This window comes from Rhizobium sp. BK377 (assembly GCF_014193935.1).
Lineage (GTDB): Bacteria > Pseudomonadota > Alphaproteobacteria > Rhizobiales > Rhizobiaceae > Rhizobium.
This window is the reverse complement of sequence record NZ_JACIAC010000003.1, coordinates 365043-388194: the sequence shown is the minus strand read 5'-3', so window position 1 is coordinate 388194 and position 23152 is coordinate 365043. Positions and strand designations below refer to the sequence as shown.

Annotated in this window: 25 protein-coding genes; 15 read left to right on the top strand and 10 right to left on the bottom strand. The window is 59.5% G+C overall.

The window, feature by feature from the left end; all coding sequences use genetic code 11:
• Positions 1 to 3: 3 nt before the first annotated feature.
• Complete coding sequence (locus FHT92_RS16435) at positions 4 to 990, bottom strand: BMP family protein (protein WP_183827070.1); 987 nt, start codon at positions 988 to 990, stop codon at positions 4 to 6.
• 304 nt (positions 991 to 1294) lie between these two features.
• On the opposite strand from FHT92_RS16435, the gene FHT92_RS16430 reads away from it, so the two are divergent.
• From FHT92_RS16430 to FHT92_RS16375, 12 genes are all read left to right on the top strand, one after another.
• Entirely contained in the window at positions 1295 to 1999 is a 705-nt protein-coding gene (locus FHT92_RS16430; protein WP_183827067.1) for a GntR family transcriptional regulator, read from the top strand.
• A 155-nt stretch (positions 2000 to 2154) separates the two neighbouring features.
• Positions 2155 to 3096, top strand: a complete 942-nt coding sequence (locus tag FHT92_RS16425) for a dihydrodipicolinate synthase family protein (RefSeq protein ID WP_183827065.1) — start codon at positions 2155 to 2157, stop codon at positions 3094 to 3096.
• Between the two features lie 599 nt (positions 3097 to 3695).
• Positions 3696 to 4412 (top strand): GntR family transcriptional regulator, encoded by a 717-nt coding sequence (locus FHT92_RS16420; protein WP_183742317.1) that lies wholly within the window; start codon positions 3696 to 3698, stop codon positions 4410 to 4412.
• Positions 4409 to 5323, top strand: a complete 915-nt coding sequence (locus FHT92_RS16415; protein ID WP_183827062.1) for a dihydrodipicolinate synthase family protein — start codon at positions 4409 to 4411, stop codon at positions 5321 to 5323. Before FHT92_RS16420 ends, FHT92_RS16415 begins: the two co-directional genes overlap by 4 nt.
• The gene (locus tag FHT92_RS16410; protein ID WP_183742321.1) at positions 5316 to 6833 is read left to right on the top strand and encodes an aldehyde dehydrogenase; all 1518 of its coding nucleotides are present in this window, start codon (positions 5316 to 5318) and stop codon (positions 6831 to 6833) included. The genes FHT92_RS16415 and FHT92_RS16410 overlap by 8 nt, the downstream gene beginning before the upstream one ends.
• Positions 6830 to 8176 (top strand): FAD-binding oxidoreductase, encoded by a 1347-nt coding sequence (locus tag FHT92_RS16405; RefSeq protein WP_183827059.1) that lies wholly within the window; start codon positions 6830 to 6832, stop codon positions 8174 to 8176. The genes FHT92_RS16410 and FHT92_RS16405 overlap by 4 nt, the downstream gene beginning before the upstream one ends.
• Positions 8177 to 8254: 78 nt before the next feature.
• Entirely contained in the window at positions 8255 to 9106 is an 852-nt protein-coding gene (locus FHT92_RS16400; protein ID WP_183827056.1) for a glycine betaine ABC transporter substrate-binding protein, read from the top strand.
• 85 nt (positions 9107 to 9191) lie between these two features.
• Positions 9192 to 10283, top strand: a complete 1092-nt coding sequence (locus tag FHT92_RS16395; RefSeq protein WP_183827053.1) for a glycine betaine/L-proline ABC transporter ATP-binding protein — start codon at positions 9192 to 9194, stop codon at positions 10281 to 10283.
• 22 nt (positions 10284 to 10305) lie between these two features.
• On the top strand, positions 10306 to 11154 hold the full coding sequence (locus FHT92_RS16390; RefSeq protein ID WP_183827051.1) for an ABC transporter permease: 849 nt from the start codon (positions 10306 to 10308) through the stop codon (positions 11152 to 11154).
• On the top strand, positions 11151 to 12002 hold the full coding sequence (locus FHT92_RS16385; protein WP_183742331.1) for an ABC transporter permease: 852 nt from the start codon (positions 11151 to 11153) through the stop codon (positions 12000 to 12002). Before FHT92_RS16390 ends, FHT92_RS16385 begins: the two co-directional genes overlap by 4 nt.
• A 108-nt stretch (positions 12003 to 12110) precedes the next feature.
• On the top strand, positions 12111 to 13121 hold the full coding sequence (locus FHT92_RS16380) for a GlxA family transcriptional regulator (protein ID WP_183827048.1): 1011 nt from the start codon (positions 12111 to 12113) through the stop codon (positions 13119 to 13121).
• A gap of 2 nt (positions 13122 to 13123) precedes the next feature.
• On the top strand, positions 13124 to 13864 hold the full coding sequence (locus FHT92_RS16375) for an MOSC domain-containing protein (RefSeq protein WP_183827045.1): 741 nt from the start codon (positions 13124 to 13126) through the stop codon (positions 13862 to 13864).
• 308 nt (positions 13865 to 14172) lie between these two features.
• Here FHT92_RS16375 and FHT92_RS16370 read toward each other — a convergent pair whose 3' ends face one another.
• Positions 14173 to 14610, bottom strand: coding sequence for a helix-turn-helix transcriptional regulator (locus tag FHT92_RS16370; protein ID WP_312858768.1), 438 nt, complete (start codon positions 14608 to 14610; stop codon positions 14173 to 14175).
• Positions 14585 to 14764: a hypothetical protein gene (locus FHT92_RS16365; protein WP_246735495.1), complete on the bottom strand. Its 180-nt coding sequence runs from the start codon at positions 14762 to 14764 to the stop codon at positions 14585 to 14587. Before FHT92_RS16365 ends, FHT92_RS16370 begins: the two co-directional genes overlap by 26 nt.
• A 107-nt stretch (positions 14765 to 14871) precedes the next feature.
• Between FHT92_RS16365 and FHT92_RS16360 the strand changes: the two genes are divergently transcribed.
• Positions 14872 to 15423 (top strand): hypothetical protein, encoded by a 552-nt coding sequence (locus FHT92_RS16360; RefSeq protein WP_183827039.1) that lies wholly within the window; start codon positions 14872 to 14874, stop codon positions 15421 to 15423.
• A gap of 29 nt (positions 15424 to 15452) precedes the next feature.
• Positions 15453 to 15644 carry a hypothetical protein gene (locus FHT92_RS16355; RefSeq protein WP_246715191.1) on the top strand — a complete coding sequence of 64 codons (192 nt, stop codon included), beginning with the start codon at positions 15453 to 15455 and terminating at the stop codon, positions 15642 to 15644.
• Here the strand turns inward: FHT92_RS16355 and FHT92_RS16350 are convergent.
• The gene (locus FHT92_RS16350; RefSeq protein WP_183742345.1) at positions 15613 to 16668 is read right to left on the bottom strand and encodes a LysR family transcriptional regulator; all 1056 of its coding nucleotides are present in this window, start codon (positions 16666 to 16668) and stop codon (positions 15613 to 15615) included. The genes FHT92_RS16355 and FHT92_RS16350 overlap by 32 nt on opposite strands.
• A 353-nt stretch (positions 16669 to 17021) precedes the next feature.
• On the opposite strand from FHT92_RS16350, the gene FHT92_RS16345 reads away from it, so the two are divergent.
• On the top strand, positions 17022 to 17294 hold the full coding sequence (locus FHT92_RS16345; protein ID WP_246735494.1) for a hypothetical protein: 273 nt from the start codon (positions 17022 to 17024) through the stop codon (positions 17292 to 17294).
• Positions 17295 to 17328: 34 nt separating this feature from the next.
• Here FHT92_RS16345 and solA read toward each other — a convergent pair whose 3' ends face one another.
• The 6 genes from solA to FHT92_RS16315 form a co-directional block, all read right to left on the bottom strand.
• Entirely contained in the window at positions 17329 to 18459 is a 1131-nt protein-coding gene (solA, locus tag FHT92_RS16340; protein ID WP_183827036.1) for an N-methyl-L-tryptophan oxidase, read from the bottom strand.
• Between the two features lie 10 nt (positions 18460 to 18469).
• Positions 18470 to 19963: a histidine ammonia-lyase gene (hutH, locus tag FHT92_RS16335; RefSeq protein ID WP_183827033.1), complete on the bottom strand. Its 1494-nt coding sequence runs from the start codon at positions 19961 to 19963 to the stop codon at positions 18470 to 18472.
• Positions 19960 to 20736 (bottom strand): ABC transporter ATP-binding protein, encoded by a 777-nt coding sequence (locus FHT92_RS16330; protein ID WP_183827030.1) that lies wholly within the window; start codon positions 20734 to 20736, stop codon positions 19960 to 19962. Before FHT92_RS16330 ends, hutH begins: the two co-directional genes overlap by 4 nt.
• 27 nt (positions 20737 to 20763) lie before the next feature.
• Positions 20764 to 21468 (bottom strand): ABC transporter permease, encoded by a 705-nt coding sequence (locus FHT92_RS16325; RefSeq protein WP_183742355.1) that lies wholly within the window; start codon positions 21466 to 21468, stop codon positions 20764 to 20766.
• Between the two features lie 9 nt (positions 21469 to 21477).
• Positions 21478 to 22203, bottom strand: a complete 726-nt coding sequence (locus tag FHT92_RS16320; RefSeq protein ID WP_183827028.1) for an ABC transporter permease — start codon at positions 22201 to 22203, stop codon at positions 21478 to 21480.
• A gap of 104 nt (positions 22204 to 22307) precedes the next feature.
• On the bottom strand, positions 22308 to 23150 hold the full coding sequence (locus tag FHT92_RS16315; protein ID WP_183827025.1) for a transporter substrate-binding domain-containing protein: 843 nt from the start codon (positions 23148 to 23150) through the stop codon (positions 22308 to 22310).
• Positions 23151 to 23152: the final 2 nt, after the last annotated feature.

Sequence of the window (23152 nt, the reverse complement as noted above, 5' to 3'; positions counted from 1 at the left end):
GGCTTACTTCGGCTCCTCAGGCATGATCGGAACCTCAAAGGCGCCGGACTTGATGGCGGCGCGCTTGGCCTCCATCGCCGCTTCGGCTTCAGCCGGTGCGACACCCTTGACGTAGACGATATCGCTGCCGCCTTCCTTCATCAGCCCGAAGCGGGTGTAGTTGTTGCCGGTCGGCTTGCCTGCCTTCACATCGGCGATTGCCGCGTTCAGGATAGGGCGGAAACCCCAGATGGCATTGGCAAAGACGGTGTCGGGATAGCGCGGTGTATAGTCGATCAGCGAACCGACCGATTTGATGCCGCGCTCCTTGGCAGCGTCTGCCGTACCGATGCGCTCGCCGAACAGGATGTCGGCGCCGGCATCGATCTGGGCAAGGCCGGCCTCGCGCGCCTTCGGCGGATCGAAGAAGGTGCCGATGAAGGCGACGAGGTGCTTGGCATCCGGGCGGACTTCCTTCACGCCGGCAGCAAAGGCATTCATCAGCATGTTGACTTCCGGGATCGGCAGCGCGCCGACCGAGCCGACAATGCCTGACTTCGTCATCTTGCCGGCCAGCATGCCGGCGAGATAAGCGCCGTCATGGTTCCAGGTGCCGAAGACGCCGAAATTGTCGCCTGATGCTTCCCCGCTCGAACCCAGCATGAAGGCAGTCTTCGGATAATCGGCGGCAACCTGGCGGGCTTCGCGTTCGACGGCATAGGCTTCGCCGACGATGAGGGCGCAGCCCTGTTCGGCATATTCGCGCATCGCGCGCGGATAGTCTGTACCGGAAACGCCTTCGGAAAAGACGTATTCGATCACGCCTTCCGAAGCGGCATCCTGAAGCGCCTTGTGCAGACAGGAGTTCCAGGCATTTTCTACAGGCGAGGCGTGAATGCCGGCAACTTTGAGCTTTTCCTGCGCCCAGAGCCTGGGTGCGAAGGCGGTCACGCCGAGTGCCATGCCGGAGGCGAGCATCGTACGACGGGAGATAGCGATCTGATTTTTCATGAGTTCCCCTCTTTTTTACCAGATGGATAAAACTCTATGGATCGCCCAAAATTGTGTCAAGTAATGCTGCTGCGCAAAAACTAGACAATCACAATGAGCGCTTGTGACTGGGACTTCCGTGAGTTCAAGACAGCCATCCCCGTTGCCTCCTAATTAGCTTTCGCCTGACCGACCGGGCGAGCCGGAGCGATAGGGAACGTTCAAAATTCCACCTGCCGACAGAAAGTATATTCAATTTGAAGTCCCTTTCCGGATTCGCTAGTAGACGGTCATGAGCTCTGCTGCTTGAAAGGACGATGGGCGCGTGGACGAGACCGAAAAACTGCAAACGCACAGGCGCGGTTCCGGTGTCTCGACGGTCTACGAGACGCTTCGAAACGAGATCATCGAGCTGAAATTGCCGCCGGGCAGCCCGATCGACGAGCAGCAGCTGTCCGATCGTTTTGCGCTGTCGCGCACGCCGATCCGCGAAGCCTTGGTGCGGCTTGCCGCCGAAGGCCTGATCACCACGCTCACCAACCGCGCGACGATCGTCTCGAACATCGACTTTCTCGGCCTGCCGGAGTTTTTCGACGCGCTGACGCTGATGTATCGCGTCACGACGCGGCTTGCGGCAGCCAGTCACGCCGAAGGCGATATCGCCGCCATCCTTGTGCAGCAAAAGGCTTTCGAGGCGGCCGTCGAAAACCGCGACGTGCTCGGCATGATTTCGACCAATCGCGACTTCCATATCGCGATCGCCCAAGCCGGCCGGAACAGATATTACGTCGAGCTTTTCACCCGGCTGCTGGATGAAGGCCGCCGCATTCTGAGGCTCTACTATTCTTCCTTCAACGATGTGCTGCCGCGCCAATATGTCGGCGAGCACGAGGAGATGATCCAGGCGATCATCAATCGCGACGTGACGCTGGCCGACAGCCTGGCATCTGCTCACGCTGATCAGATCGTCGGCCAAATCCGCTCCTACATCACCGCCGATTCCCGCCAGAACGCGACGCTGGCGCTTTAGTCACCGCAAAACACCCGCACCATTATAGCAGTGCTTAGCTCAGCGTTGAGGAGAAGTCGTTCTGTATTTTTATTGTCGACAAGAAGTCGGCAAGATGCTAAATGCCCCCTCAACCCCACTGTCCGGGGAGTTTTCAAGAGAACGAGAGATAGGCGATGACTGGTTCCGTATTCCAAGGCTGCATTCCGGCGCTCATGACGCCCTGCCACGATGATCGTAGCCCCGACTTCGATGCGCTTGCCCGCAAGGGCAAAGAACTGATCAGCCTCGGCATGTCCGCCGTCGTCTATTGCGGCTCGATGGGCGACTGGCCGCTCCTGACCGACGAACAGCGCCAGGAAGGCGTCAAGGGCCTGGTCGAGGCGGGTGTTCCCGTCATCGTCGGCACCGGTGCCGTCAACACCAAGTCGGCCGTCGCACATGCCGCTCATGCGGCGGCTGTGGGTGCCAAGGGGTTGATGGTCATTCCCCGCGTTCTGTCGCGCGGTTCGTCCGTTTCGGCCCAGCGGGACCATTTCTCGGCGATCCTCGAAGCGGCCAAAGGCCTGCCGGCGGTCATCTACAATAGCCCCTATTACGGCTTTGCGACGCGCGCCGATCTGTTCTTCGATCTGCGTTCGCGCTTTCCGAACCTCGTCGGCTTCAAGGAATTCGGCGGCAAGAACGACATGACCTATGCGGCCGAGAACATCACGTCGGGCGATGATGCGCTGACGCTGATGGTCGGCGTCGACACCGGCGTCTATCACGGCTTTGTCAATTGCGGCGCAGGCGGCGCCATCACCGGCATCGGCAACGCGCTGCCGAAGGAAGTGCTGCATCTCGTTTCGCTCTGCGAACAGGCAGCCAAGGGCGATGCGGCTGCCCGCAGCGCCGCCCGCGAGCTCGAAGAGGCGCTGATGGTTCTGTCGACCTATGACGAAGGTCCAGATCTCGTGCTGCACTACAAGTATCTGATGGTGCTGAACGGCGAGAAGGAATACACGCTGCATTTCAACGAGACCGACAAGCTCAGCAATTCGCAGCGCCGTCACCTCGAAAACCAGTATCGCCTGTTCAAGACCTGGTACGCTGCGCGTTATCCGAACGCCGCCTGAGGCTATCAAAGCGCTACTGGCCTCGCAGTCCTGTTGCGAGGCCGTTCAAGGCAGGCGCCGCCCCATCACCTATTCGCCGCGCCCGAAGCAAACGAATTGCTTCCAAGCTTCAGACACCGAAGACTTTAGCGATCTGCGCATCTGATGAAGGGCGCAATGACGGTGAAACTGGCTCGATTCAAGAACTACCTTTGAATGTCTCATGGCGGAAGCGTCCACGGTAGCCTCTCGCGGAGAGAGCGAGCCGACCGGAGGCGATGATCCTCAGACCATCACGACAGTCCGTTCGGAAACCTCCTCGCGAACGCGATCGCCTCCATTGCCAGGAGATCCTGGCATTTTCACGCGGAACCAGCGTTTCAGTTCTGGAGCGAGCCTGGCCGGTAGCACGTGCGAAACGCCAATTCCTGAACACCGATTACTTCTCCCTTAACGCTCGTTTGCTGCCGAGATCTCGAAAGCCGCGTTGGCCGCCGCCGCGACGGCTTCAAAGATTGTATAATTATTGATCTAATTAATGTGTACGCAAAGTACACAATTTATTGACTCCTGACGCAACCGGTGTATCGTCTGCCGCAAGGAACGAGGAGCGAGCCCGAATGGCCAAGGCGACCAAGAGCAACCTGTACGAAGATTTGAAACGACAGATTCTGACGATGGAACTCGATCCCGACGCCGATCTCGACGAGGTCAGCCTAAGTGAGCGCTACGGCCTGTCGCGAACGCCGGTTCGGGATATTTTCCGCCGGCTGGCCGGGGAGGGCTATATAGACATTCGCGAAAATCGAGGCGCGCGGGTCATTCCGATGAACCATGCGACGCTGCGCAACTTCTTCCTCGTCGCTCCGATGATCTATGCCGCGATCGGAAGACTGGCCGTGCAGAATTTCAAGCCAGCCCAGCTCGCCGACCTCAAGCAGACGCAGGAACGCTTTCGCACTGCCAGCAGCAATATGGACGCGCTGGCAATGGTTCTGGAAAACAATCGCTTTCATGAGATTTTCGGCGAGATGTCGGCGAATGCTTATCTGCAGCCGAGCCTAGGTCGCCTCCTCATCGATCACGCCCGGATCGGGCACACCTTCTTTCGTCCGCGCAACGAAGACATGAAGAGGCGTTTACAGCTGGCTGTCGATCATCACGACGGCTTCATCGAAGCGTTGGGCGCACACGACGAGGACACTGTCGTCGATCTTGTTTTCGAACATTGGGAACTCTCGCGCGAGAACATGGAGATGTTCATTGCTCCGCAGGGGCTGAAGGCGGATTCCCCGGTTGGCGGTCCCGTCACGCAATCATTGGAGAAGTCATCGTGAAGTTCGAGGGGATATATACGCCGGCCGTGACGCCGCTCGACGACAGCGGGCAGATCGACCGGAAAGCTTTTGCGGCCGTGCTGGAATCTCTCATCGAGGCGGGCGTTCATGGCATCATCGTCGGCGGGTCGACAGGAGAATACTATGCTCAGACCAGTCAAGAGCGTTTTGACCTCGCGTCTTACGCAAAGGACGTCCTCGGCGGCCGGACCCCTCTCATCGTCGGCACCGGCGCTACCCGCACCGAGGATTCTGTCGAGTACGCCAAGGCTGCCAGGCAGATTGGTGCAGATGCCATCCTTGTTTCATCGCCACCTTACGCGCTGCCCACCGAGCGGGAAAATGCAATTCATGCACTGACCGTCGACCGCGCAGCGAACTTGCCCATCATGCTCTACAACTACCCGGCGCGGATGGGCGTCATGATGGGTGAGGAATATTTCTCGCGCGTCGGCAAATCGAAGAACGTCATCGCCATCAAGGAAAGCTCCGGCGACATGGGCAATCTGCATCTTCTTGCCCGGAAGTTTCCGCACATCTCGCTTTCCTGCGGCTGGGACGATCAGGCGCTCGAATTCTTCGCATGGGGTGCAAGGAGCTGGGTCTGTGCGGGTTCGAACTTCCTGCCCCGCGAGCACGTCGCTCTCTATGAGGCCTGTGTCATCGAGAAGAACTTCGACAAGGGCAGGGCGATCATGGCCGCGATGCTGCCGCTCATGGATTTCCTCGAATGCGGCAAGTTCGTCCAATCGATCAAGCACGGATGCGAGATTATCGGGCTGAGGACCGGCTCTGTGCGCGCTCCGCTCCGTCCTCTCAACTCTGAAGAAAAACGAACATTGCAGACCGTCGTCTCCACCTTGAAGCGCACGGTCGGCCAGATAACGTCGGGAGCCAATCGCCATGCATGAACCGTTGACTGCCGCTGAATACAAGGCGATCGCCGCCGACCTCAGATTTCCGGCAAATGCCTTCATCGACGGCTCTTTCTGCCCGGCGAAGTCGGGGCGTGTTTTCCGCTCCACGAACCCCGCGACCGGCGAAGTGCTCGCCGACATTGCGGCATGTGATGCGACCGACGTCGATCACGCTGTGCTCAAGGCCCGTCAATCCTTCGAGGACGGACGCTGGCGGCTGCGCTCACCCGGCGAGCGCAAGGAAATACTGCTCAAGCTCGCCAAGCTCATCGAGCGCAATCGTCATGAGCTTGCCGTCATGGAGAGCCTCGACAGCGGCAAGCCGATCCGGGAGTGCCAGACCGTCGATATACCGGATACGATCCATACGCTTCGCTGGCATGCCGAACTGATCGACAAGCTCTACGACAACGCGGCGCCGGTTGGAGCGAATGCGCTGGCCATGATCGTGCGCGAACCGATCGGCGTGGTCGGATGCGTTCTGCCGTGGAACTTTCCGCTGCTGATGCTTGCCTGGAAGATCGGCCCGGCGCTCGCCGCCGGATGTTCCATCATCGTCAAGCCTGCCGAAGACACGACGCTGACCACGCTGCGTATCGCCGAACTCGCCCACGAGGCCGGCGTGCCTGCGGGCGTTTTCAATGTGGTGACGGGAAGCGGCAAGGAGGTTGGCGAGCCGCTCGGCATGCATATGGACGTCGACATGATCGCCTTCACCGGATCGACGCCGACGGGCCGGCGGTTTCTGCGGTATGCCGCGGATTCCAACCTCAAGAAGGTGGTGCTCGAATGCGGCGGCAAGAACCCGGCGGTCGTCCTCGACGATGTGGAGGATCTCGATCTCGTCGCCGAACAGGTCGTCAATGGCGCCTTCTGGAATATGGGCGAGAACTGCTCGGCCACGTCGCGTCTGATCGTTGACGCCAAGGTGAAGGACGAATTGCTGCAGCGGATCGGCGCCTATATGCGGGAGTGGCGGACCGGCGATCCGCTCGATCCGGAAAACCGGATCGGCGCGCTCGTGAGCAAGGCCCATTTCGAGAAGGTTACGTCCTTCCTCGACGATGCAAGGAAGGAAAAGCTCTCGCTCGCCCATGGCGGCCAAACGCGCGACGGCGTCTTTGTTGAACCGACGGTCGTTGACGGCGTGACACGTTCTAGCCGGCTGTTCCAGGAAGAAATCTTCGGGCCGGTTCTTTCGGTCACGACCTTCAACACGATTGCCGAGGCAGTCTCCCTTGCCAACGACACGAATTATGGACTAGCGGCGTCGGTCTATACCGGAAGCCTTCGCAGCGCGATCAAGCTCTCGCGCGAAATCAGGGCGGGCGTCGTGACGGTAAACTGCTTCGGCGAGGGCGACGCGACCACGCCGTTCGGCGGTTATAAGGAATCCGGCTTCGGCGGCCGCGACAAGTCGGCATTCGCCCACGACAATTACTGCGAGCTGAAGACCATCTGGATCGACGTGTCGGATCGGTCCGTCGACGAGACAGTCAGATGACACGGCACGTCGTCAAACGGCTGCCGGTCGACACCGGCGTTTCAGGTTGGGAAGCGATCAGCCAACGCGGCTTCCCAACCAAGGCACTCGACAGTGATATCACCGCCGACTGGCTGATTATCGGTGGCGGCTTTGCCGGGTTGTCGGCGGCACGCCGCCTCTTACAGCACCGCCCAGAGGACAAGATCGTCGTCCTCGACGCGCGGGAGTTAGCCAAAGGGCCGGCAGGTCGCAATTCCGGTTTCATGATCGACGTGCCGCACAATCTGTCGTCGGGCGAATATTCGGTTACGGACGAAACCTCCACGAAGGCGGAGATCGCACTGAACCGGCTGGCGATTGCCTTCGCAGCCGGTGTCGCAGCCGAATTCGGGCTATCCAAGGAAACGTTCGATCCATCCGGAAAGGTCAACGCCGCCGCTTCGGACAGGGGGCTGGCGCTGAACGACAATTACCGGCGTTCGCTGGAAAGGATCGGCGAGGATCACCGTGTTCTCGACGCCGACGACATGCGTCGAATGACCGGGACGACCTATTATCGTGGCGGCCTTTATACGCCGGGCGCGGTGATGATCCAGCCAGCCGACTATATCCGTGGCTTGGCGCGCGGATTGCACGAGAGGGTCTCCATTTTCGAACATTCACCGGTCCTGGAACTCTCGCGGGAAGGTCGCCACTGGAAGGCCCGCTCCAACCGCGGATCGGTCTCAGCACCCAAGGTCATACTCGGCGTAAACGGCCATATCGAAAGCTTCGGCCACTTTCGCGGCCGGCTGATGCACATCTTCACCTATGCATCGATGACATCAGCCTTTTCTCAAAACGAATTCGGCACCGCGGTCACCGGCATCGATCGCTGGGCCCTGCTGCCTGCCGACCCGATGGGCGCAACTGTCCGAAAGATCACATCGAATGGCCGCTCCCGCATCGTGATCCGCACGCGCTTCACCTATGATCCGGGGCTCAGGGTTTCCGACCGGCGCGTTGCCGGGATTGCCGCCGAGCAGCGCCGCTCTTTCGATGCACGTTTTCCGCAGATGGAAAGCCTGCCCCTGGAGTTCAGCTGGGCGGGCGCACTGTGTCTCAGCCGCAATCATGTTCCGGCCTTCGGCGAAGTGGAGGAGGGGCTTTATTCGGCCTGCTGCGAGAATGGCCTTGGAACTGTCAAGAGTACGCTTGCCGGCATGATGGCCGCCGATCTCGCGGCAGGCGTCGGCAGCCCGCAGCTCGACCAATACAGAAACCAGCCGGAGCCGACCAGGCTGCCGCCCGAGCCTTTCGCATGGCTCGGCGTCAATTCGGTCATTCGATTTCAGGAATTGCGTGCAGGCCGCGAGGGTTGATCCATCGCCGCGCAATGTGAGGCTCAGCGGTTCGCAGGGCTTCACCAAAAATGGGAACAGGAACTAGGAGTAATAACAATGAAGACTTTGTGGAAAGCGCTCTGCGCGGCCGCCATTGTCGGGATCAGTATGCTTCCCGCCCGTGCGGAAGAAAAGACCATCAACATGGGCACGCTGTCCTGGGAGGACCTGACACCCATTACCGGCATTACCAAGAAAGTACTGGAAGACGCCGGCTATAACGTCAAGGTCACGGAATTCTCCGAATGGGGGATCGCCTATGCTGCCCTTTCCAAGGGCGACATCCAGGTGCTTGCTTCGCAGACCGACTACGTGGCGCAGGACTACTGGAACAAAAACAAGAACCGGCTTGAAAAGATCTCGCCGGTCTCGCATGGCCTCTATCAGGGTATCGCGGTCCCGAAATACGTGCCGATCGACACGATCGAGCAGCTTAATGAAAACGCCGATAAGTTCGGCGGCAAGATCATCGGGATCGAGCCGGGCTCGGGCCTGATGCGGGACGCTTCCAACGCCGTCAAGGATTACGGCCTGAAGCTGCAGCTCGTCGAAGGCAGTACCGCGGCCATGACCGCCGCGCTCAAGTCAGCCTATGACCGACAGGAATGGACGGCCGTGACGATCTGGGAGCCGTCATGGATGGTGCAGAAATATCCGATCAAATACCTCAAGGATTCCAAGGGTATCTTCCCGCCGCCCCAGAGCTATTACTGGATCGGCCACAAGGGTTTTTCCGAAGAAAACCCGCATGCCCGTGAAGTCATGGCAAGCGTCTATGTACCGCTGGCCGACATCACGGCGATCAACGGTGCCGTCAACGAAGGAAAGACGATGGACCAGGCGGTTCAGGATTGGGTCGGCGCGCACGCGGACCTGATCAAGCGCTGGGAAAACATCAAGAAAGATTGATGTGACATGGCCGTTCGGTATGCCGGACGGCCACTTCTAAACCCAATGACAGAAGCCAGCTCGAATTGGCTCAAAGGGGATCGCTATGAAAGCAGCAAATGCCGATGCCAATGACATCCTGATCGACTGCCAATCCCTATGGAAGGTCTTCGGGGACAAGTCAGCTGCCGCAATGAAATCCATTACCGATCGCGGGCTGGGCAAGAAAGAGGTGCTCAAGGAATTCAACTGCGTCGTCGGCGTTTCCGACGCGAGCCTGCAGGTGAGGCGCGGTGAGATCTTCTGCATCATGGGCCTTTCGGGAAGCGGAAAATCAACGCTGATCCGCCTGCTCAACAAGCTCATCACCCCGAGTTCCGGAAAAGTTTTCGTGAAGGGCCGGGACATTGCGGCCCTGTCGACGACAGAGCTCCGGCATATGCGCGCAAAGAACATCGGCATGGTGTTTCAAAGCGTAGCGCTTCTGCCGCATCGAACCGTCCTCGACAACGCCGCCTTCGGGTTGGAGGTCCAGGGCATTTCCAGGTCCGAGCGTCACAAGACGGCAAGGGCCGCCCTCGAAACCGTGGGTCTTGCAGATTGGGTCGATCGCTATCCGACGGAGCTGTCGGGCGGCATGCAGCAACGCGTCGGGCTTGCCCGCGCGCTCGCTTCGGATCCGGAAATCATCCTGATGGACGAACCCTTCAGTGCTCTCGATCCTCTGATCCGCCGGCAGCTGCAGGACGAGTTTCGGCAACTCACCAAGTCGCTTGGCAAGTCCGCCGTCTTCATCACCCATGATCTCGATGAGGCAATCCGCATCGGCGACCGCATTGCCATCATGAAGGATGGCGTCATCATCCAGACCGGAACGGCCGAAGAGATTATTCTCAATCCTGCCGATGATTACGTCGCCGAGTTCGTGGCGGGTATCTCGCGGCTCCACCTGATCAAGGCGCATTCCGTGATGCACAGCGTTACCGAATTCCAGCGCAGCACGCCAAATTCCGATATTTCCGCCTTGGTGCGCACCACTCCCGATGCGGACATCGATGAACTGATCACCCTCACCATGCAGTCGGACCGCGATGCCATCGCAGTCGTCGATAACGGCCAAGTGGTCGGTGTCGTGACACCCCGCAGCCTCCTGATGGGAGTCAAGGGAACATCGATCAACGATCGCGCGGCCGCCTGACGGCCAACGGGAGCTGAGTGACATGGACGTTTCAAGCTTTACAGACATGTTCGACGAATGGACGGACGCCGCGCTCGAATGGGTGAGCGACAATGGCGAGACACTTTTCGACAATATCCGATGGGTGCTCGAAAGCCTCTATGACGGCATACTTTGGCTGCTCCAGTTTCCGCCGTTCTACGTAGTGGCAATTGCGATTGCCCTCATTGGCTGGCGGCTCGTAAACGTCTGGTTCGCTGCCTTGAGCGGCGTTGCGCTTGCTCTCTGCTTCTCGATGGGATTGTGGCCCGAAACGATGAGCACCCTGGCGCTCGTCCTCACCGCAACCGTGCTTGCGCTTGCTCTCGGCATCCCGATCGGCATCGCGGCAGGCTTCTTCACCGCGCTCGATCGCTTCATGGAACCTGGTCTTGATCTGATCCAGACGCTTCCGCCTTACATCTACCTTTTGCCGGCCATCGCTTTGCTGGGTTACGGACCGGCAACGGCTCTCATTGCGACGATCGTGGTGGCTATGCCGCCGGCAATCCGGCTGACCTCGCTCGGCATTCGCATGACGCCGAAGGCCTTCATCGAACTGGGCGAGGCGAACGGCATCACGCCCTTGCAGATGTTCTTCAAGATCCGGCTGCCATTTGCACTTCCGAGCATTATGGCTGGTATCAATCAGAGCCTGATGATGGCGTTCGGCATGGTCGTGATTGCGGGGATCGTCGGCTCAGGCGGGCTCGGAGAAACCATCTATGGCGCGATCCGGACACTCGATATCGCTACTTCGATCAACGGCGCGATCGCAATCGTCGTCCTGACCATGGTACTTGACCGTATAACCCAGAGCGCGGCCCGGCTTGGGACGGGGAGACAGTCATGAATCCTCCGCTTCTTCAATTTTCGCCAGGCGCATTTTTGGCCCCAGCAGTCGATTGGCTCAATACCAATCTTCACCCGTTGTTCTTTGCGATCAGCTATATAGTCGAATCTGTTCTTTCGGGAATCGAGGCGGCACTTCTCTTCGTGCCACCCTATGCGCTGATAGCCGCCGTCGTGATCATCGCTTTCTTTGCCGTCAGCATCCGAACAGCCATCCTTGCAGGGCTTTGCCTTGGCTTCTGCCTGATCGTCGGATTTTGGACCGCATCGATGCAAACAGTTGCCCTTGTAACGGTCGCCGTGCTGATTTCGGTGCTGATTGCCTTTCCGCTCGGTGTCCTCTGCTCTCGATACAAAACTCTGGCAGCCGTCGTCCGACCTATCCTCGACGTGATGCAGACCGTTCCACCCTGGGTCTATCTGATCCCTGCGGTCATGATCTTCAGTCTTGGACGCGTGCCGGCGATCATCGCGACCATTGTCTACGGCATTCCACCGATGCTGCGTCTGACAACATTGGCATTCAACCAGGTGCCAAACGAATTCCGTGAACTCGGCAGCGCGATCGGTGCGGACGCACGCTCGGTGCTGTGGAAGATCGAAATCCCGTTGGCGAAGCAGACACTGCTGGTCGGACTCAATCAGTGCATCCTCCTTTCTCTGGCGATGGTTGTTCTGGCGGGTCTTGTCGGGGCAGGGGGGCTTGGCGCCGAGGTTACGCGTGGCCTGACGCGCATGGAGATGGGATTGGGCTTGCGGGCGGGACTTGCAATCGTAGCGGTTGCGCTCCTGCTCGACCGGTTGAGCCGCGGCCTGCTCGACAAAACTCCAGCGCCTGCCAGCCACTGAGGGGTGTCCATGAAAAACAGCATCTACTGCATCGACGCCCTGCCCGCGAGAATCCGGTGCACCTCGCAAGATCCAGTAAAAAATGCTGCAGCGACAGGAGGCATGACGATGAGACCAGATGACTTTCGCTCGGGAGAAGGAGCCTCCGTTCCCAAACAGCTCAAGGTCGGCTTCGTATTGGCGAGGTCCTTCACGCTATCGGCCTTGGCGCTCTTCGTCGACACGCTGCGGCTTGCGAGCGACGAATTGGATCGCTCGGGGAGGGTCCTTGCCGACTGGCAGGTGCTCGGCAGCACGCGTCATCTGATCACCTCGAGTTGCGGCGTGCAGGTTGCGCCGACATCGGACTTCGTAGATCCTGGCCGCTTCGACTATCTCGTGGTGGTCGGCGGCTTGTTGACCGTGGACCGGCCGGTTGATCAGGAAACAATCGCATTCCTGAAGCGCGCTTCCGCTCAACGTGTGCCGTTGATCGGGCTGTGCACCGGTACATTCATTCTTGCCGAAGCAGGCCTGATGGAAAACCACCAGAGCTGCGTAAGCTGGCTGCATGCCAATGCATTCAAGGAACGGTTTCCGCACTTGCCGGTTCGTTCAGACCGGCTGTTCAATCTGGACCGCAATCGCGGATCGTGCGCGGGCGGAAGCAGTGCGGCCGACATGGCCGCGCTTCTGGTACGGCGGGCCATCAGCCCGGAGGCAGAGCGTAACGCGCTGGAGGTCCTGCAGATCGAAAAGGCCCGCTCGCCGGCTGATGTTCAGCCGCACAGGCCGCTCTACGAAAATTACGAGGATGACCGTGTGAGAGCTGCGATGATCATGATGGAGCAGAACATGGAGTTCGGCATATCGATCCCTGCCTTGGCTTCTTCCGTCGGGCTCTCGCGCCGCCAGCTCGAACGCGTCTTCCTGGATAAGGCAGGCATGTCGCCGGCCCAGGCTTACAAGCGCGTGCGTCTGGAGCGGGCCAAGGTTCTGCTCGCGCATTCGAAGCGCTCGATGATCGAAATTGCGCTGGACGTCGGTTTCGAGAACGCCTCGCATTTCACTCGGGCCTTCAAGCGGACTTTCGGAGCGACGCCATCGCAAGTCCGCGCGAACCTGGTCGAAAGCCACTGAATATGAGCTCTGTCGGCGTGATCAAGGAATTATGGCGCTATCCGGTCAGCTCTGTAACCGGTGAGATGCTCGATAAGGCAAGCATCTCCGACAAGGGGATGGACGGCGATCGGCGCTACGCGCTCGTCGAGGTCTCGACTGGCATCGTTGCTCATCCCGAACGCGACAAGCGGTGGCAAAAGGCGGTTTATGTGCGCTCGCGGACGGCCGCAAACGGCGCGGTCGAGGTGCAGGTGCCGGACCACTCGTGGCTCGGGGTCGCGCAGGCGGAGCTGTCCGTCGCTCTGACTGAATTTTTCGAATTCGAGGTAGAGGTCAGGCCCTACGAGCGTTCGGTGCGCGAAGATGACAAGCAGATATTCGCAGTCGATCGGTACGATGTGTCGCCTGTCCATCTCTTGACAACAGCATCGGTAGACCATCTCCGACAGCTTCATCCGGCCGGCAATCCCGACCGGCGCAGATTCCGGCCCAACATCTATGTGCAGGCAGATGCTGACATCACCGGTTTTGCCGAGCTCAATTGGATTGATCGTCCGATCCTCATGGGATCGATCGCAGGAAAGGTGATCGCACCGACGAAGCGATGCGGCTTTGCAATCATTGCTCAGGAGGGGCTTGATAATGACCCTGAAATTCTTCGCAATGTGATGAGGTTCGGAGGCCGGCATATGGGCGTTTACTGCCGTCCTCACCATGGCGGGATGGTGCAGATCGGAGATGTGATCTCACTTGCCGATTGAGGCAGTCAACCAAGGTTGCCGGTCGCTGCAAGGCGCGCGATCGCTACGGTCTATCTCACCGGCCGGTCGCATCGATCCTTGCTTTCAGGCTCAGGTCAGCACATGCCAGGCGCACTGGATTGGGCACGCCGCAGGCGGACGATACGACAGTCGCGCATGTGAAGGAACCTGGCACAGGTGTCGGCTTAGGGCACCCGTCGCGGGCGATGTGCGTGCGTCGGAAAAGACGATCACGGTGTCGCGGTCGAAACTACTCTGCAATCAATCTGCTATCGACCCAGATGGCCTTGCGCCTTCGACCAGGCTGTTCAGGCGTTCTCAACTTGCTGGGTTGATGAAGCCAGGGAGTGGATCAGCATCGTCAGATTGCGTCGGATCTTCAGATCCGAGATGCGCTCGATTTCCCTGGCAAGATAGCCTGCCTCGTCCTCGACGCCAGCGCCCGCCTCGGTTTCGATGCCGTTGACGAACCAGCCGGCATCCACTTTCATGAAGCCGCATAACCGCAGCATGACTGCGACCGACAGGCGGTTTGTCCCATTCTCGTATTTCTGGATCTGCTGAAACGCGACGCCGATGTGCGCAGCGAGCTCGCTCTGGGTGAAGCCGCGAGCGGCGCGCACGGAGCGTAATCTCTGGCCGATTGCCAAATTCAGTTCCTGATCTTTCATACCTATCCTTGAGAATACTTTCGTCGACTGCAGATCTTGCAGGTTCTCTTTACATGATCGGCTTTTGAGATCCACCTACATCCGTCAAAAGCGTCAGTTGTTCTTTGAGTTGCCGCTGCTCTCTCTCCGACAGACGCGCAATTTCATTTTCGACGAAGCTCGCAATGGCGCGCGGATCGTCGCCAAACCGGCGTGCCCCTTCCGCGCAGAGAGCGATGATGGTTGCCATCGGATTGGCAGGGTCCGTCATTTTTGAAATCCCCCCTGAAATCTTCGTCCTTCGCGCAGCACGCGTTCTGGAGTTGAAGTGGGTTGTACAGACAAAGAGGCCGACCGATGGTGAACAAATATCCCAATCTTCGATGCCAAGTCGCAACGACCCCGGATCATGTTCGGGATGCGATGATCTTGCGAAGTATCTGCTTTGTCCATGAGCACGGTATCTCGCCCTCCTTCATCTTCGACGGTAATGATCACCAGGCCACGCATTTCGTCTTTTATGATGGCGAAGAGCCGGTTGGTTCCCTTCGCATTCGCTGGTTCGCCGACTTTGCCAAGTATGAACGAACCTGCTTCCGCGAAAAGTACCAACACCCTTTTACGGTTAAGCGTTGCATTCAGATGACCTTCGATCACGTGGCGCGCAAGGGCTATACGAAGGTTCTGACCCAGGCCGAGCAGCGCCTTGCGCGATTGTGGACCATCCTGTTCGATCTGGAGATCGTAGACAGCCCGCCAGTGGAGATCGCCGGTCATCCGGAGCCGTACCTGACCGTGGTCGGCACGATCCCCGCATCATCGGACCCGATTACCATGGAAAGCAGCAGTGCCATGCTGTTGCGCGTCGAAGGTCAGTGGGACGCGCCGAGTTCGTTTGAGACAGCATGACAATGGCAGGTTTGAGGAACGCGGGCAACATGTCCGCAACGGCTGCGCTGCAGGAGGAAATTCTCACGCGCACGAAACTGCACACCGAAATGGTGCGGCGTCTCATCAACGATCCAACAGTGCAGCCGGTCGAGCTCGCCGGTTTCCTCGAGGACGTCGCAAACATCTATCTTTCGATTTCGGAAGAGCTCAGCGAAATTGTGAAGGCGGAGGAGCGATAGTTTCGAGCATCTTGCGCAAGCTCTCTTCCTGTTCGTGTCGGCCGGACGGAAAGGTCAATCTGCTGCTGAAAGACGGGTTGGTCCTGAAAGTATCGACGATCCAGTCATAGACGGCGGCCACAGGTCTCGATTGCCGGCGATTGGCAACCGAGGTCAGATAGATCGGCAGGGCGACATGCACGCCAAGGTCAAGCGGCACGAGTTCGGGATCTGCGAGCACGTAATTGCCGAGCAAGCCCACGCCTGCGCCATTGCGAACGAGGGCAAAGTAAGCGAGCGAATTCTCGCAGTTGTGGGTTTGGTGGCCGGCTTCCACGAGGCCGCGCCAGCCGTTCCAGGTCTCTCGATCGGAGTCATAATAACTGCACTGCACATAGACATGCTGGGAACTGAACTGCAGCTGCGGAACGCCCGATTTCTTCAGATAATCACGGCTGGCAACCGGGATAAGATGAAGAGTGCCGATCTCGACGCACTCGACATCTGCTCTGGAAATCGGAGAGAGCGAGATCATCAGATCAGCCTGGTTCTTCTCGAAGTTGACGAGCGACACCTGTTCCCGAATGTCGAGATTGAGGCGCGGATAATTTTCGTTCAGCCGGGGTACGGCGGGAGCGACGATGGCAACGGCAAGGCCGGAGGTCACGCTGACGGCAACCCGACCGGTGACGGCATCCATCTCATCCTTCAGGTCGTTGGAAAGGGCAAACAGCTGGAAATCGAGCTCTGCAACCTGGATGGCGAGCTTGCGGCCGGTTTCCGTCAGCGTGACGCCGGAAAAAGTCGAGATGACGAGTTGCGAACCGATCTGGTCCTGAAGGCGCTTCACATCGCGACTCACAGTTGGCGCACTGGTGCCGAGCAGCTCGGCGGCTTGAGCAAAGGAGGGACTTTTGGCCACCGCCAGAAACGTCCTGAGCTCGCGCCAGATCGGCCGCGAAAGAAGTCCTCTGATTTCAAGTGGCGATTTATCCAGATCGGCGCGTTCACTGCCGAACGGAAGAGGAGGGAAGGGTTTGTTCAAGACCGCCTCGCGTATTAGTGGAGGCGCAACAATATACTTAATCTGGGATTACGAGCAATTGTTGAGGATTGGCAGTTTATCGATGCACTGAAGTCGCCGTTTAACAATCGCGACCGTCAATTTTTAGCGGCAGCTTATAGAATGCTATCTGTAAGATGTATTGGTATATTTCGGAACCGAAAAAATCGCAATTTTGTCGTATCTTAAATCGTGTTACTCGATCGTTTACGCAACCCATAGGCTGTGCTAGCGTTTGTGGCGGGCAAGATCCGATTCAATTCCGTTTATAGATCGATGCAGGCGGACCTGCTCGATCGCGAAACTTTCGCCAGGCTCGGAGGCAAATCAAGGCGATGGCCGATGGAATTTCTGATATGATTGATAGCAATGGGCCGGTGGGATTCCTGCGGCTCTTCCGTCTTATTTCTGCAGCGAGAGAGAGCGCCTCGTCATTGGAGCTCATGGATCTCGTGCGTCTGATGGATATGGCGCTCATGCAGACAGCGCTCGACTGGGAAGGACTTGATGCCGAAAACCTCGATGAGCGCGCTTTCCTGAACCTTATCCGCGAGAAGCGGGAGATTGCGGATAGGCTGCATATTCACGCGGTCCCGAACTGGCGATAATCATCGCCAGCTTCTGACGGCTGCGGGAGCCGATTCAGATCCTGGCAAAGGAAAAGGCGTCGATGGGTAAGTTGGTCTGTCCATCGATGGCAAGATCCGCCAGGATTTCGCCGATGACGCTCGTGAACTTGAAGCCGTGGCCGGAGCAGGGCGAGGCGACGACAACGTTCTTTTCGCCAGGCATGTGGTCGAGAAGAAAATCCTCGCTCGGCAGCATCGTATAACGGCAGGTCGTTTCCTTCATGCGAAGACCGGCCGCAGCGGGAACACGCTTGCTGATGAAGCTGTCAAGCAAGTCTCGGTCGGCATCGTTGACGGGCGGGTTCGGTTGATTGGGATCGATCGGTTCGCGGAAATGGGCGTGTTTGCCAATCTTCACGCCATCGACGCCGATGGCCGGGAAACCGAAATAGGAGCCCTCCGCACCTTCATCCCGCAGGAAGCAGGGCATCCTTTGCGGCTGAGTGGCAAAGCCATCCTGCGGCTGATACCAGGCGACCACCTGACGGATCGGGACGGCTGCCCGCCTGAGCTGGGGCACGAGTTCGGCAATCCACGATCCGGTCGCCACCACGATCTTTCCTGCCCGATACCGCCCGGTTTCGGAGACGATTGTCACACCGGCATCGTCGGGCTCGATCGCCGTGACCTTCTCACCAAAATGCAAAACCGCGCCATCCTCGGCGGCGAGCTTCAGATAACCCATGACTGCGGCTTCGGGGCGAAGGTAGCCGCCTTGCGGATCGAGCAGGCCGATCTCATGCTCGTCGAGTTGAAACGCCGGAAATCGGCGGGCCATCTCGGCCTTGTCCAGTGCCTCATGGGCAAGCCCATGCAGTTCGCAGGAGGCACGCGTACCGCCGACGACTTTGCCGTCGGGTGCGCCAATCTGCAGCACGCCGGTTATCGTCAGGATATCTGTGCGCAAGCGCGCTTCCAGCGATCGCCAGTTCTGATAGGCGCGCTTGAGCAGCGGAACATAGGAAGGGTCCTCGAAATAGCCGAGCCGGATAAGGCGGCTGTCACCACGCGACGAACTGAGCGGATGGGCGGGAAAATAGGCATCGAAGCCTATCGCCTTGACGCCGCGGGCCGCAAGAAAGGCGAGCGCAGCACTCCCCATGGCACCGAGACCGATGACGGCGACGTCGAAGTTGGGGGTCATGGAAGCCTCCTCACGGAATTGCTGGTGCCGCGGCCTCTCGGACCAGTCCGCGCAGAACCTCGATGTCGCGCGAAAGCGGCCGATCATCGGCATAGGCAGGCACGATCTTGCGAACGGCGTTGTAGACGGCATCCGTACCGGCCGCTCTCCTAGCGGTACCGACAAGGAATTCGTGAGCCTGCGCAGCGCCCATCAATTCGATTGCCAGAATGTATTCGGCATTATCGATCACCGCGAGAAGCTTGTTTGCGGCCGCCGTCGGATGCGCGAGGAAATCCTCCTGCAGACCGGACGTGATGCCACCATCGATAGAAGCCGGTGCGGCAAGCCGCCGGTTCTCGTTGGCAAGGGCTGCTGCCGTATATTGCGCGATCATGAAGCCGGAATTGCTGCCGGCATCGCTTGCCAGGAACGGCGGCAGGCCGCTCACGAGCGGATTGACGAGGCGGTCCATGCGCCGTTCGCTCATGGCGGAAATCTGAGCGAGAGTCGTCGCAAGACTATCGGCCGCCTGTGCAAGAGCGGGAGCAACCGCATGCGCTTCGGAGGAGACGATCGGCTCCTCGGGCGTGCCGGATACGGCGGGATTGTCGGTGACGGAGGCAAGCTCCTGATCGACGACGAGGGCCGAGACATCAAAGACATCGCGCGCAGCGCCATGGGCATGCGGGATCGCGCGCAGGCTCAGCGCATCCTGTGTCCGTTTACCGAGCGCAGCCGAAATCAGCCCGCTGCCGGCAAGCCGGGCACGCAGCGAAACGCCGACGCTGGCAATGCCCTTGGAGGGGCGCAGGGAAAGAACAGTCGCATCGAAGGCCGCCATCTGGCAGCCGGCCGCTTCAAGCGTCAGTGCTGCGATCGCGTCGGCCCAGTCGAGCAGCCGCTCGGCACGTGCGAGCGCAACGCTTGCAAGCCCGGTTGCGCAGGCCGTACCGTTGACGAGGCTGAGACCCTCCTTGGCACCGAGTACCAAAGGCTCGAGGCCGATGGCGGTAAGCGCATCGCGGCCGTTCATAGGGCTGCCCTTGACGCGGGCGCTGCCTTCGCCGATCAGGACCAGCGCATTGTGGGCATTATGGGTGAGGTAGCCTGCCGAACCCTTGGAGGGGACGTCCGGAATGCAATTCCTTTCGAGGAACGTAGCGAGATGGCGGACGATTTCGGGGCGCACGCCGGAATGGCCATGGGCAAAATTGGCAATCTGAGCGGCGATGATCGCACGCACCTCTCGCGGCGCCAGAAATTCGCCGACGCCAACGGCATGACTGAGGATGATGTTGCGCGACAGCCGGTTTTGAGACGCTCTGTCGACCACCGTATCTGAGAGCGCGCCGACGCCGGTATTGATGCCATAGGCCCTGACACCGGTTTCGACGATCCGCTCGACGATGTGGCTTGCATTGATAACGCGGTCCCAAGCCGCTGGCGACAGGGCAAGCGTTTCGCCCTCGGCCACGCGTGCGATATCGCGCCATCGAGCAACCTTGTCGATGGTGATGGTCATTGGCCGCTTCCAAAATGACCGATGAACTGGCGGAAGGCCGGTGATGCGCCGCCCCCGAACATTTCGTCCGGCGTACCGCTGCTTTCGACCAGCCCTTCGCGCATGAAGACCACGCGGTTGGAGACGTTGCGGGCAAAGCTCATTTCGTGGGTGACGACTAGCATCGTCATGCCCTCTTCGGCAAGCGCGCGCATGACGCGCAGCACTTCACCGACCAGCTCCGGATCGAGCGCTGAGGTTGGCTCGTCGAAGAGCATGACCTTCGGCTTCATGGCGAGCGCGCGGGCAATCGCTGCACGCTGCTGCTGACCGCCGGAAAGATGGGCGGGATAGGCGTGGCGCTTATCCGCGATGCCGACCTTTTCGAGCAGCGCTTCGGCCTCGGCGATGCATTCGGCCCGCGGCCGCTTCAAGACATGGACCGGTCCTTCGATGACATTCTGCAGGATCGTCATATGGGACCAGAGATTGAAAGACTGGAAGACCATGCCGAGCTCAGAGCGGATGTGATCGACCTGCTTCTGGCTCGCCGGCTTCGTCTTGCCGTTCTTATGGGTCATCTCGATATGTTCGCCGTCGACCCAGATCTCGCCATCGGATGCGATCTCCAGCAGGTTGATGCAGCGCAAGAAGGTGGATTTGCCGGAGCCGGAGGCGCCGAGCAGCGAAATCACATCGCCGTCCTCTGCATCGAGCGATATGCCGCGCAGCACTTCATGGGTGCCGAAGCTCTTTCTGATATTGCGGACCGAAAGTCGGGTTACGCCGGGCATGGAAGCTCCAATCATGTTCAGGCAGGTTCACGCCTTCAGCGCCGCTGGAATGGCGCGGCGATGTCGGGATAGCCAGTATTCCAGGAGGGACATGGCCTGCAGGATGATGAAATTCAAAACGAGGTAGATGATGGCCGCACAGAGGAAGACCTCCATCGTACGGTAGGTCTGCGAGATCAACCGCTGCGCGACACCCGTCACTTCCCAGACCGTTACGAGGCTGGCGAGTGCTGTCGATTTCATCATCAGGACGATCTCGGTCGAATAGGCCGGCAGCGCATGCCGAAAGGCAATCGGTGCCAGGATGCGGCGCACCATCAGAAAGCCCGACATGCCAATCGCGCGAGCTGCCTCGATTTCTTTCGGCGAGACGGCGCGAATGCCGCCGCGGAAGATCTCGGCCGAGTATCCGGCAGTACAGAGTGCGAGCGAGAGAACCGCGCAGACCATTGGCTCGCGCAGGAAGGGCCAGAGGAAGGAATAGCGGATGACGCCGAACTGGCCGAGCCCGTAAAAAACCAGGAACATCTGGATCAAGAGCGGCGAGCCGCGGAAGACGAAGATATAGCCCTTGGCGAAGCCGGAGAGGATCGGATTGCCGCTGACGCGCATGGCGACGATGACGAGCGCCAGCAAACCGCCGAAGGAGATCGACAGGAAGAACAGGATCAGCGTCGTCGGCACGGCTTTCAAGAGCGTGACCATGGTGCTGAAAAGGAAGGCGATATCCATCTGCCCCTCCTATGCCTGGCCCATGGCCGAAGCCGGCATGCTGCGATTGGCCTTGCGCTCGGCGCCATTGAAGACGCGGTCCGACAGGCTGGTGAGGATCAGGTAGAGCGCGCCGCCGACGATATAGAAGAGGAAATATTGCCGGGTCGAACCCGCAGCGACTTGGCTCGAGCGCATCAACTCGGCAAGGCCGGTGACCGAAATCAGCGCAGAATCCTTCAGGCTCAACTGCCAGACATTGCCGAGGCCGGGAATGGCAAGGCGCAGGACCTGAGGAATGATGATGCGGCGAAATCGCAGGCCGCGATGCATGCCAATTGCCGAAGCTGCCTCGAGCTCACCCTTGGAAATAGCGTTGTAGGCGCCACGATAGACCTCCGCCTGATAGGCGCCCGAGATGATGCCAACGGCAAGCGCGCCGGCGGCAAAGGACGGCAGGCCGAGAAAACCCTCATAGCCCATGGACCGGCCGATCGCGGTCACCGCCGAAGAGCCGCCGAAATAGATGAGATAGATGATCAGCAGCTCCGGCACACCGCGGAAGACGGTGGTATAGACATGGCCGATCGTGGTGAGCACGACGTTACCGGAGAGTTTCGCGGCCGCGATGATCGCGCCAAGCACCGCGCCGATCGCCAGCGCCGTGGCGGTGACGCAGAGCGTCAGCAGGGCACCGAGGAGGAGGAAAGCCCCCCATCCGGTTGAACCGAAACCTATGAGTTCGAGTGTCGCCATGGGCCTTCCCAGCGCTGTCTTCGTCGTGATGACGGGCGGTCAGAATAGCACGTGGTCTCCGATCACAAAGCGGAGACCACGGCACGCGGCTTTCTGTCGAAAGCTCAGTTCTGCGGGCTGACGTCGACCTTGAACCATTTCATGGACAGGTTCTTGACCGTACCGTCGGCAAGCGCCGACTTGATCGCTTCGTTGAATTTGTCGCGCAGGTCCGTATCGGCCTTGCGGATGCCGAGGCCTTCGCCTTCGCCCCAGATCGAGCCGACGATTTCAGGGCCGGTGAAGGCGAGCGTGTCGTTGGCGGATGCAAAGGCGTTGGCGAAATAGACGGCGTCGTCGAAACCGAGATCGATACGGCCGTTCTGCAGGTCGAGGTCGCGATCGGCGCCTGTCTTGTATTCGCGGATTTCGGCGATGCTGCCGAAATTGTCATAGACGAATTTGGCATAGACGGTTGCCGCCTGGATGCCGATCGTCTTGCCCTTGAACACTTCCTTGAGCGCGTCGATTTCCTTCACGCCGGTCTGACCGGGCGTCATCTTGATCGTGGCACCGGTGCCGGCGGCATTGGCGAGCGGACTATCCTTGGCGGTCGCAAAGGCGGCCGGTGTCGCGGCATAGGGAACAGTGAAGTCGATGACCTGCTTGCGCTCGTCTGTGATCGACAGCGCATCCATGATGACGTCGAACTTGCCGGCGTTCAGCGCCGGGATCATGCCGTCCCAGTCGGAGGCGACCAGCGTGCACTCGATCTTGGCGCGTTCGCACAGGACCTTGGCGAGTTCCGGTTCGAAGCCGCCGAGCGTGCCGTCGGCATTGGTGAGGTTCCAGGGAGCGTAGGCGCCTTCGAGCGTGATGGTCGCCTTCGTCCAGTCCTTGGCGGAAGCGGGAGCCGCAAAGGCTGCTGCCGTCATCGCGCAGGAAAGAAGAATCGTGCTGAGCTTCATTG

Excerpts from the sequence above, each read along its gene's own strand:
- FHT92_RS16435 (WP_183827070.1), bottom strand. The coding sequence starts at position 990 with ATGAAAAATCAGATCGCTATCTCCCGTCGTACGATGCTCGCCTCCGGC.
- FHT92_RS16425 (WP_183827065.1), top strand. The coding sequence starts at position 2,155 with ATGACTGGTTCCGTATTCCAAGGCTGCATTCCGGCGCTCATGACGCCC.
- FHT92_RS16420 (WP_183742317.1), top strand. The coding sequence starts at position 3,696 with ATGGCCAAGGCGACCAAGAGCAACCTGTACGAAGATTTGAAACGACAG.
- FHT92_RS16410 (WP_183742321.1), top strand. The coding sequence starts at position 5,316 with ATGCATGAACCGTTGACTGCCGCTGAATACAAGGCGATCGCCGCCGAC.
- FHT92_RS16405 (WP_183827059.1), top strand. The coding sequence starts at position 6,830 with ATGACACGGCACGTCGTCAAACGGCTGCCGGTCGACACCGGCGTTTCA.
- FHT92_RS16400 (WP_183827056.1), top strand. The coding sequence starts at position 8,255 with ATGAAGACTTTGTGGAAAGCGCTCTGCGCGGCCGCCATTGTCGGGATC.
- FHT92_RS16395 (WP_183827053.1), top strand. The coding sequence starts at position 9,192 with ATGAAAGCAGCAAATGCCGATGCCAATGACATCCTGATCGACTGCCAA.
- FHT92_RS16390 (WP_183827051.1), top strand. The coding sequence starts at position 10,306 with ATGGACGTTTCAAGCTTTACAGACATGTTCGACGAATGGACGGACGCC.
- FHT92_RS16385 (WP_183742331.1), top strand. The coding sequence starts at position 11,151 with ATGAATCCTCCGCTTCTTCAATTTTCGCCAGGCGCATTTTTGGCCCCA.
- FHT92_RS16380 (WP_183827048.1), top strand. The coding sequence starts at position 12,111 with ATGAGACCAGATGACTTTCGCTCGGGAGAAGGAGCCTCCGTTCCCAAA.
- FHT92_RS16375 (WP_183827045.1), top strand. The coding sequence starts at position 13,124 with ATGAGCTCTGTCGGCGTGATCAAGGAATTATGGCGCTATCCGGTCAGC.
- FHT92_RS16365 (WP_246735495.1), bottom strand. The coding sequence starts at position 14,764 with ATGGCAACCATCATCGCTCTCTGCGCGGAAGGGGCACGCCGGTTTGGC.
- FHT92_RS16360 (WP_183827039.1), top strand. The coding sequence starts at position 14,872 with ATGGTGAACAAATATCCCAATCTTCGATGCCAAGTCGCAACGACCCCG.
- FHT92_RS16355 (WP_246715191.1), top strand. The coding sequence starts at position 15,453 with ATGTCCGCAACGGCTGCGCTGCAGGAGGAAATTCTCACGCGCACGAAA.
- FHT92_RS16345 (WP_246735494.1), top strand. The coding sequence starts at position 17,022 with ATGGCCGATGGAATTTCTGATATGATTGATAGCAATGGGCCGGTGGGA.
- solA (WP_183827036.1), bottom strand. The coding sequence starts at position 18,459 with ATGACCCCCAACTTCGACGTCGCCGTCATCGGTCTCGGTGCCATGGGG.
- hutH (WP_183827033.1), bottom strand. The coding sequence starts at position 19,963 with ATGACCATCACCATCGACAAGGTTGCTCGATGGCGCGATATCGCACGC.
- FHT92_RS16330 (WP_183827030.1), bottom strand. The coding sequence starts at position 20,736 with ATGCCCGGCGTAACCCGACTTTCGGTCCGCAATATCAGAAAGAGCTTC.
- FHT92_RS16325 (WP_183742355.1), bottom strand. The coding sequence starts at position 21,468 with ATGGATATCGCCTTCCTTTTCAGCACCATGGTCACGCTCTTGAAAGCC.
- FHT92_RS16320 (WP_183827028.1), bottom strand. The coding sequence starts at position 22,203 with ATGGCGACACTCGAACTCATAGGTTTCGGTTCAACCGGATGGGGGGCT.
- FHT92_RS16315 (WP_183827025.1), bottom strand. The coding sequence starts at position 23,150 with ATGAAGCTCAGCACGATTCTTCTTTCCTGCGCGATGACGGCAGCAGCC.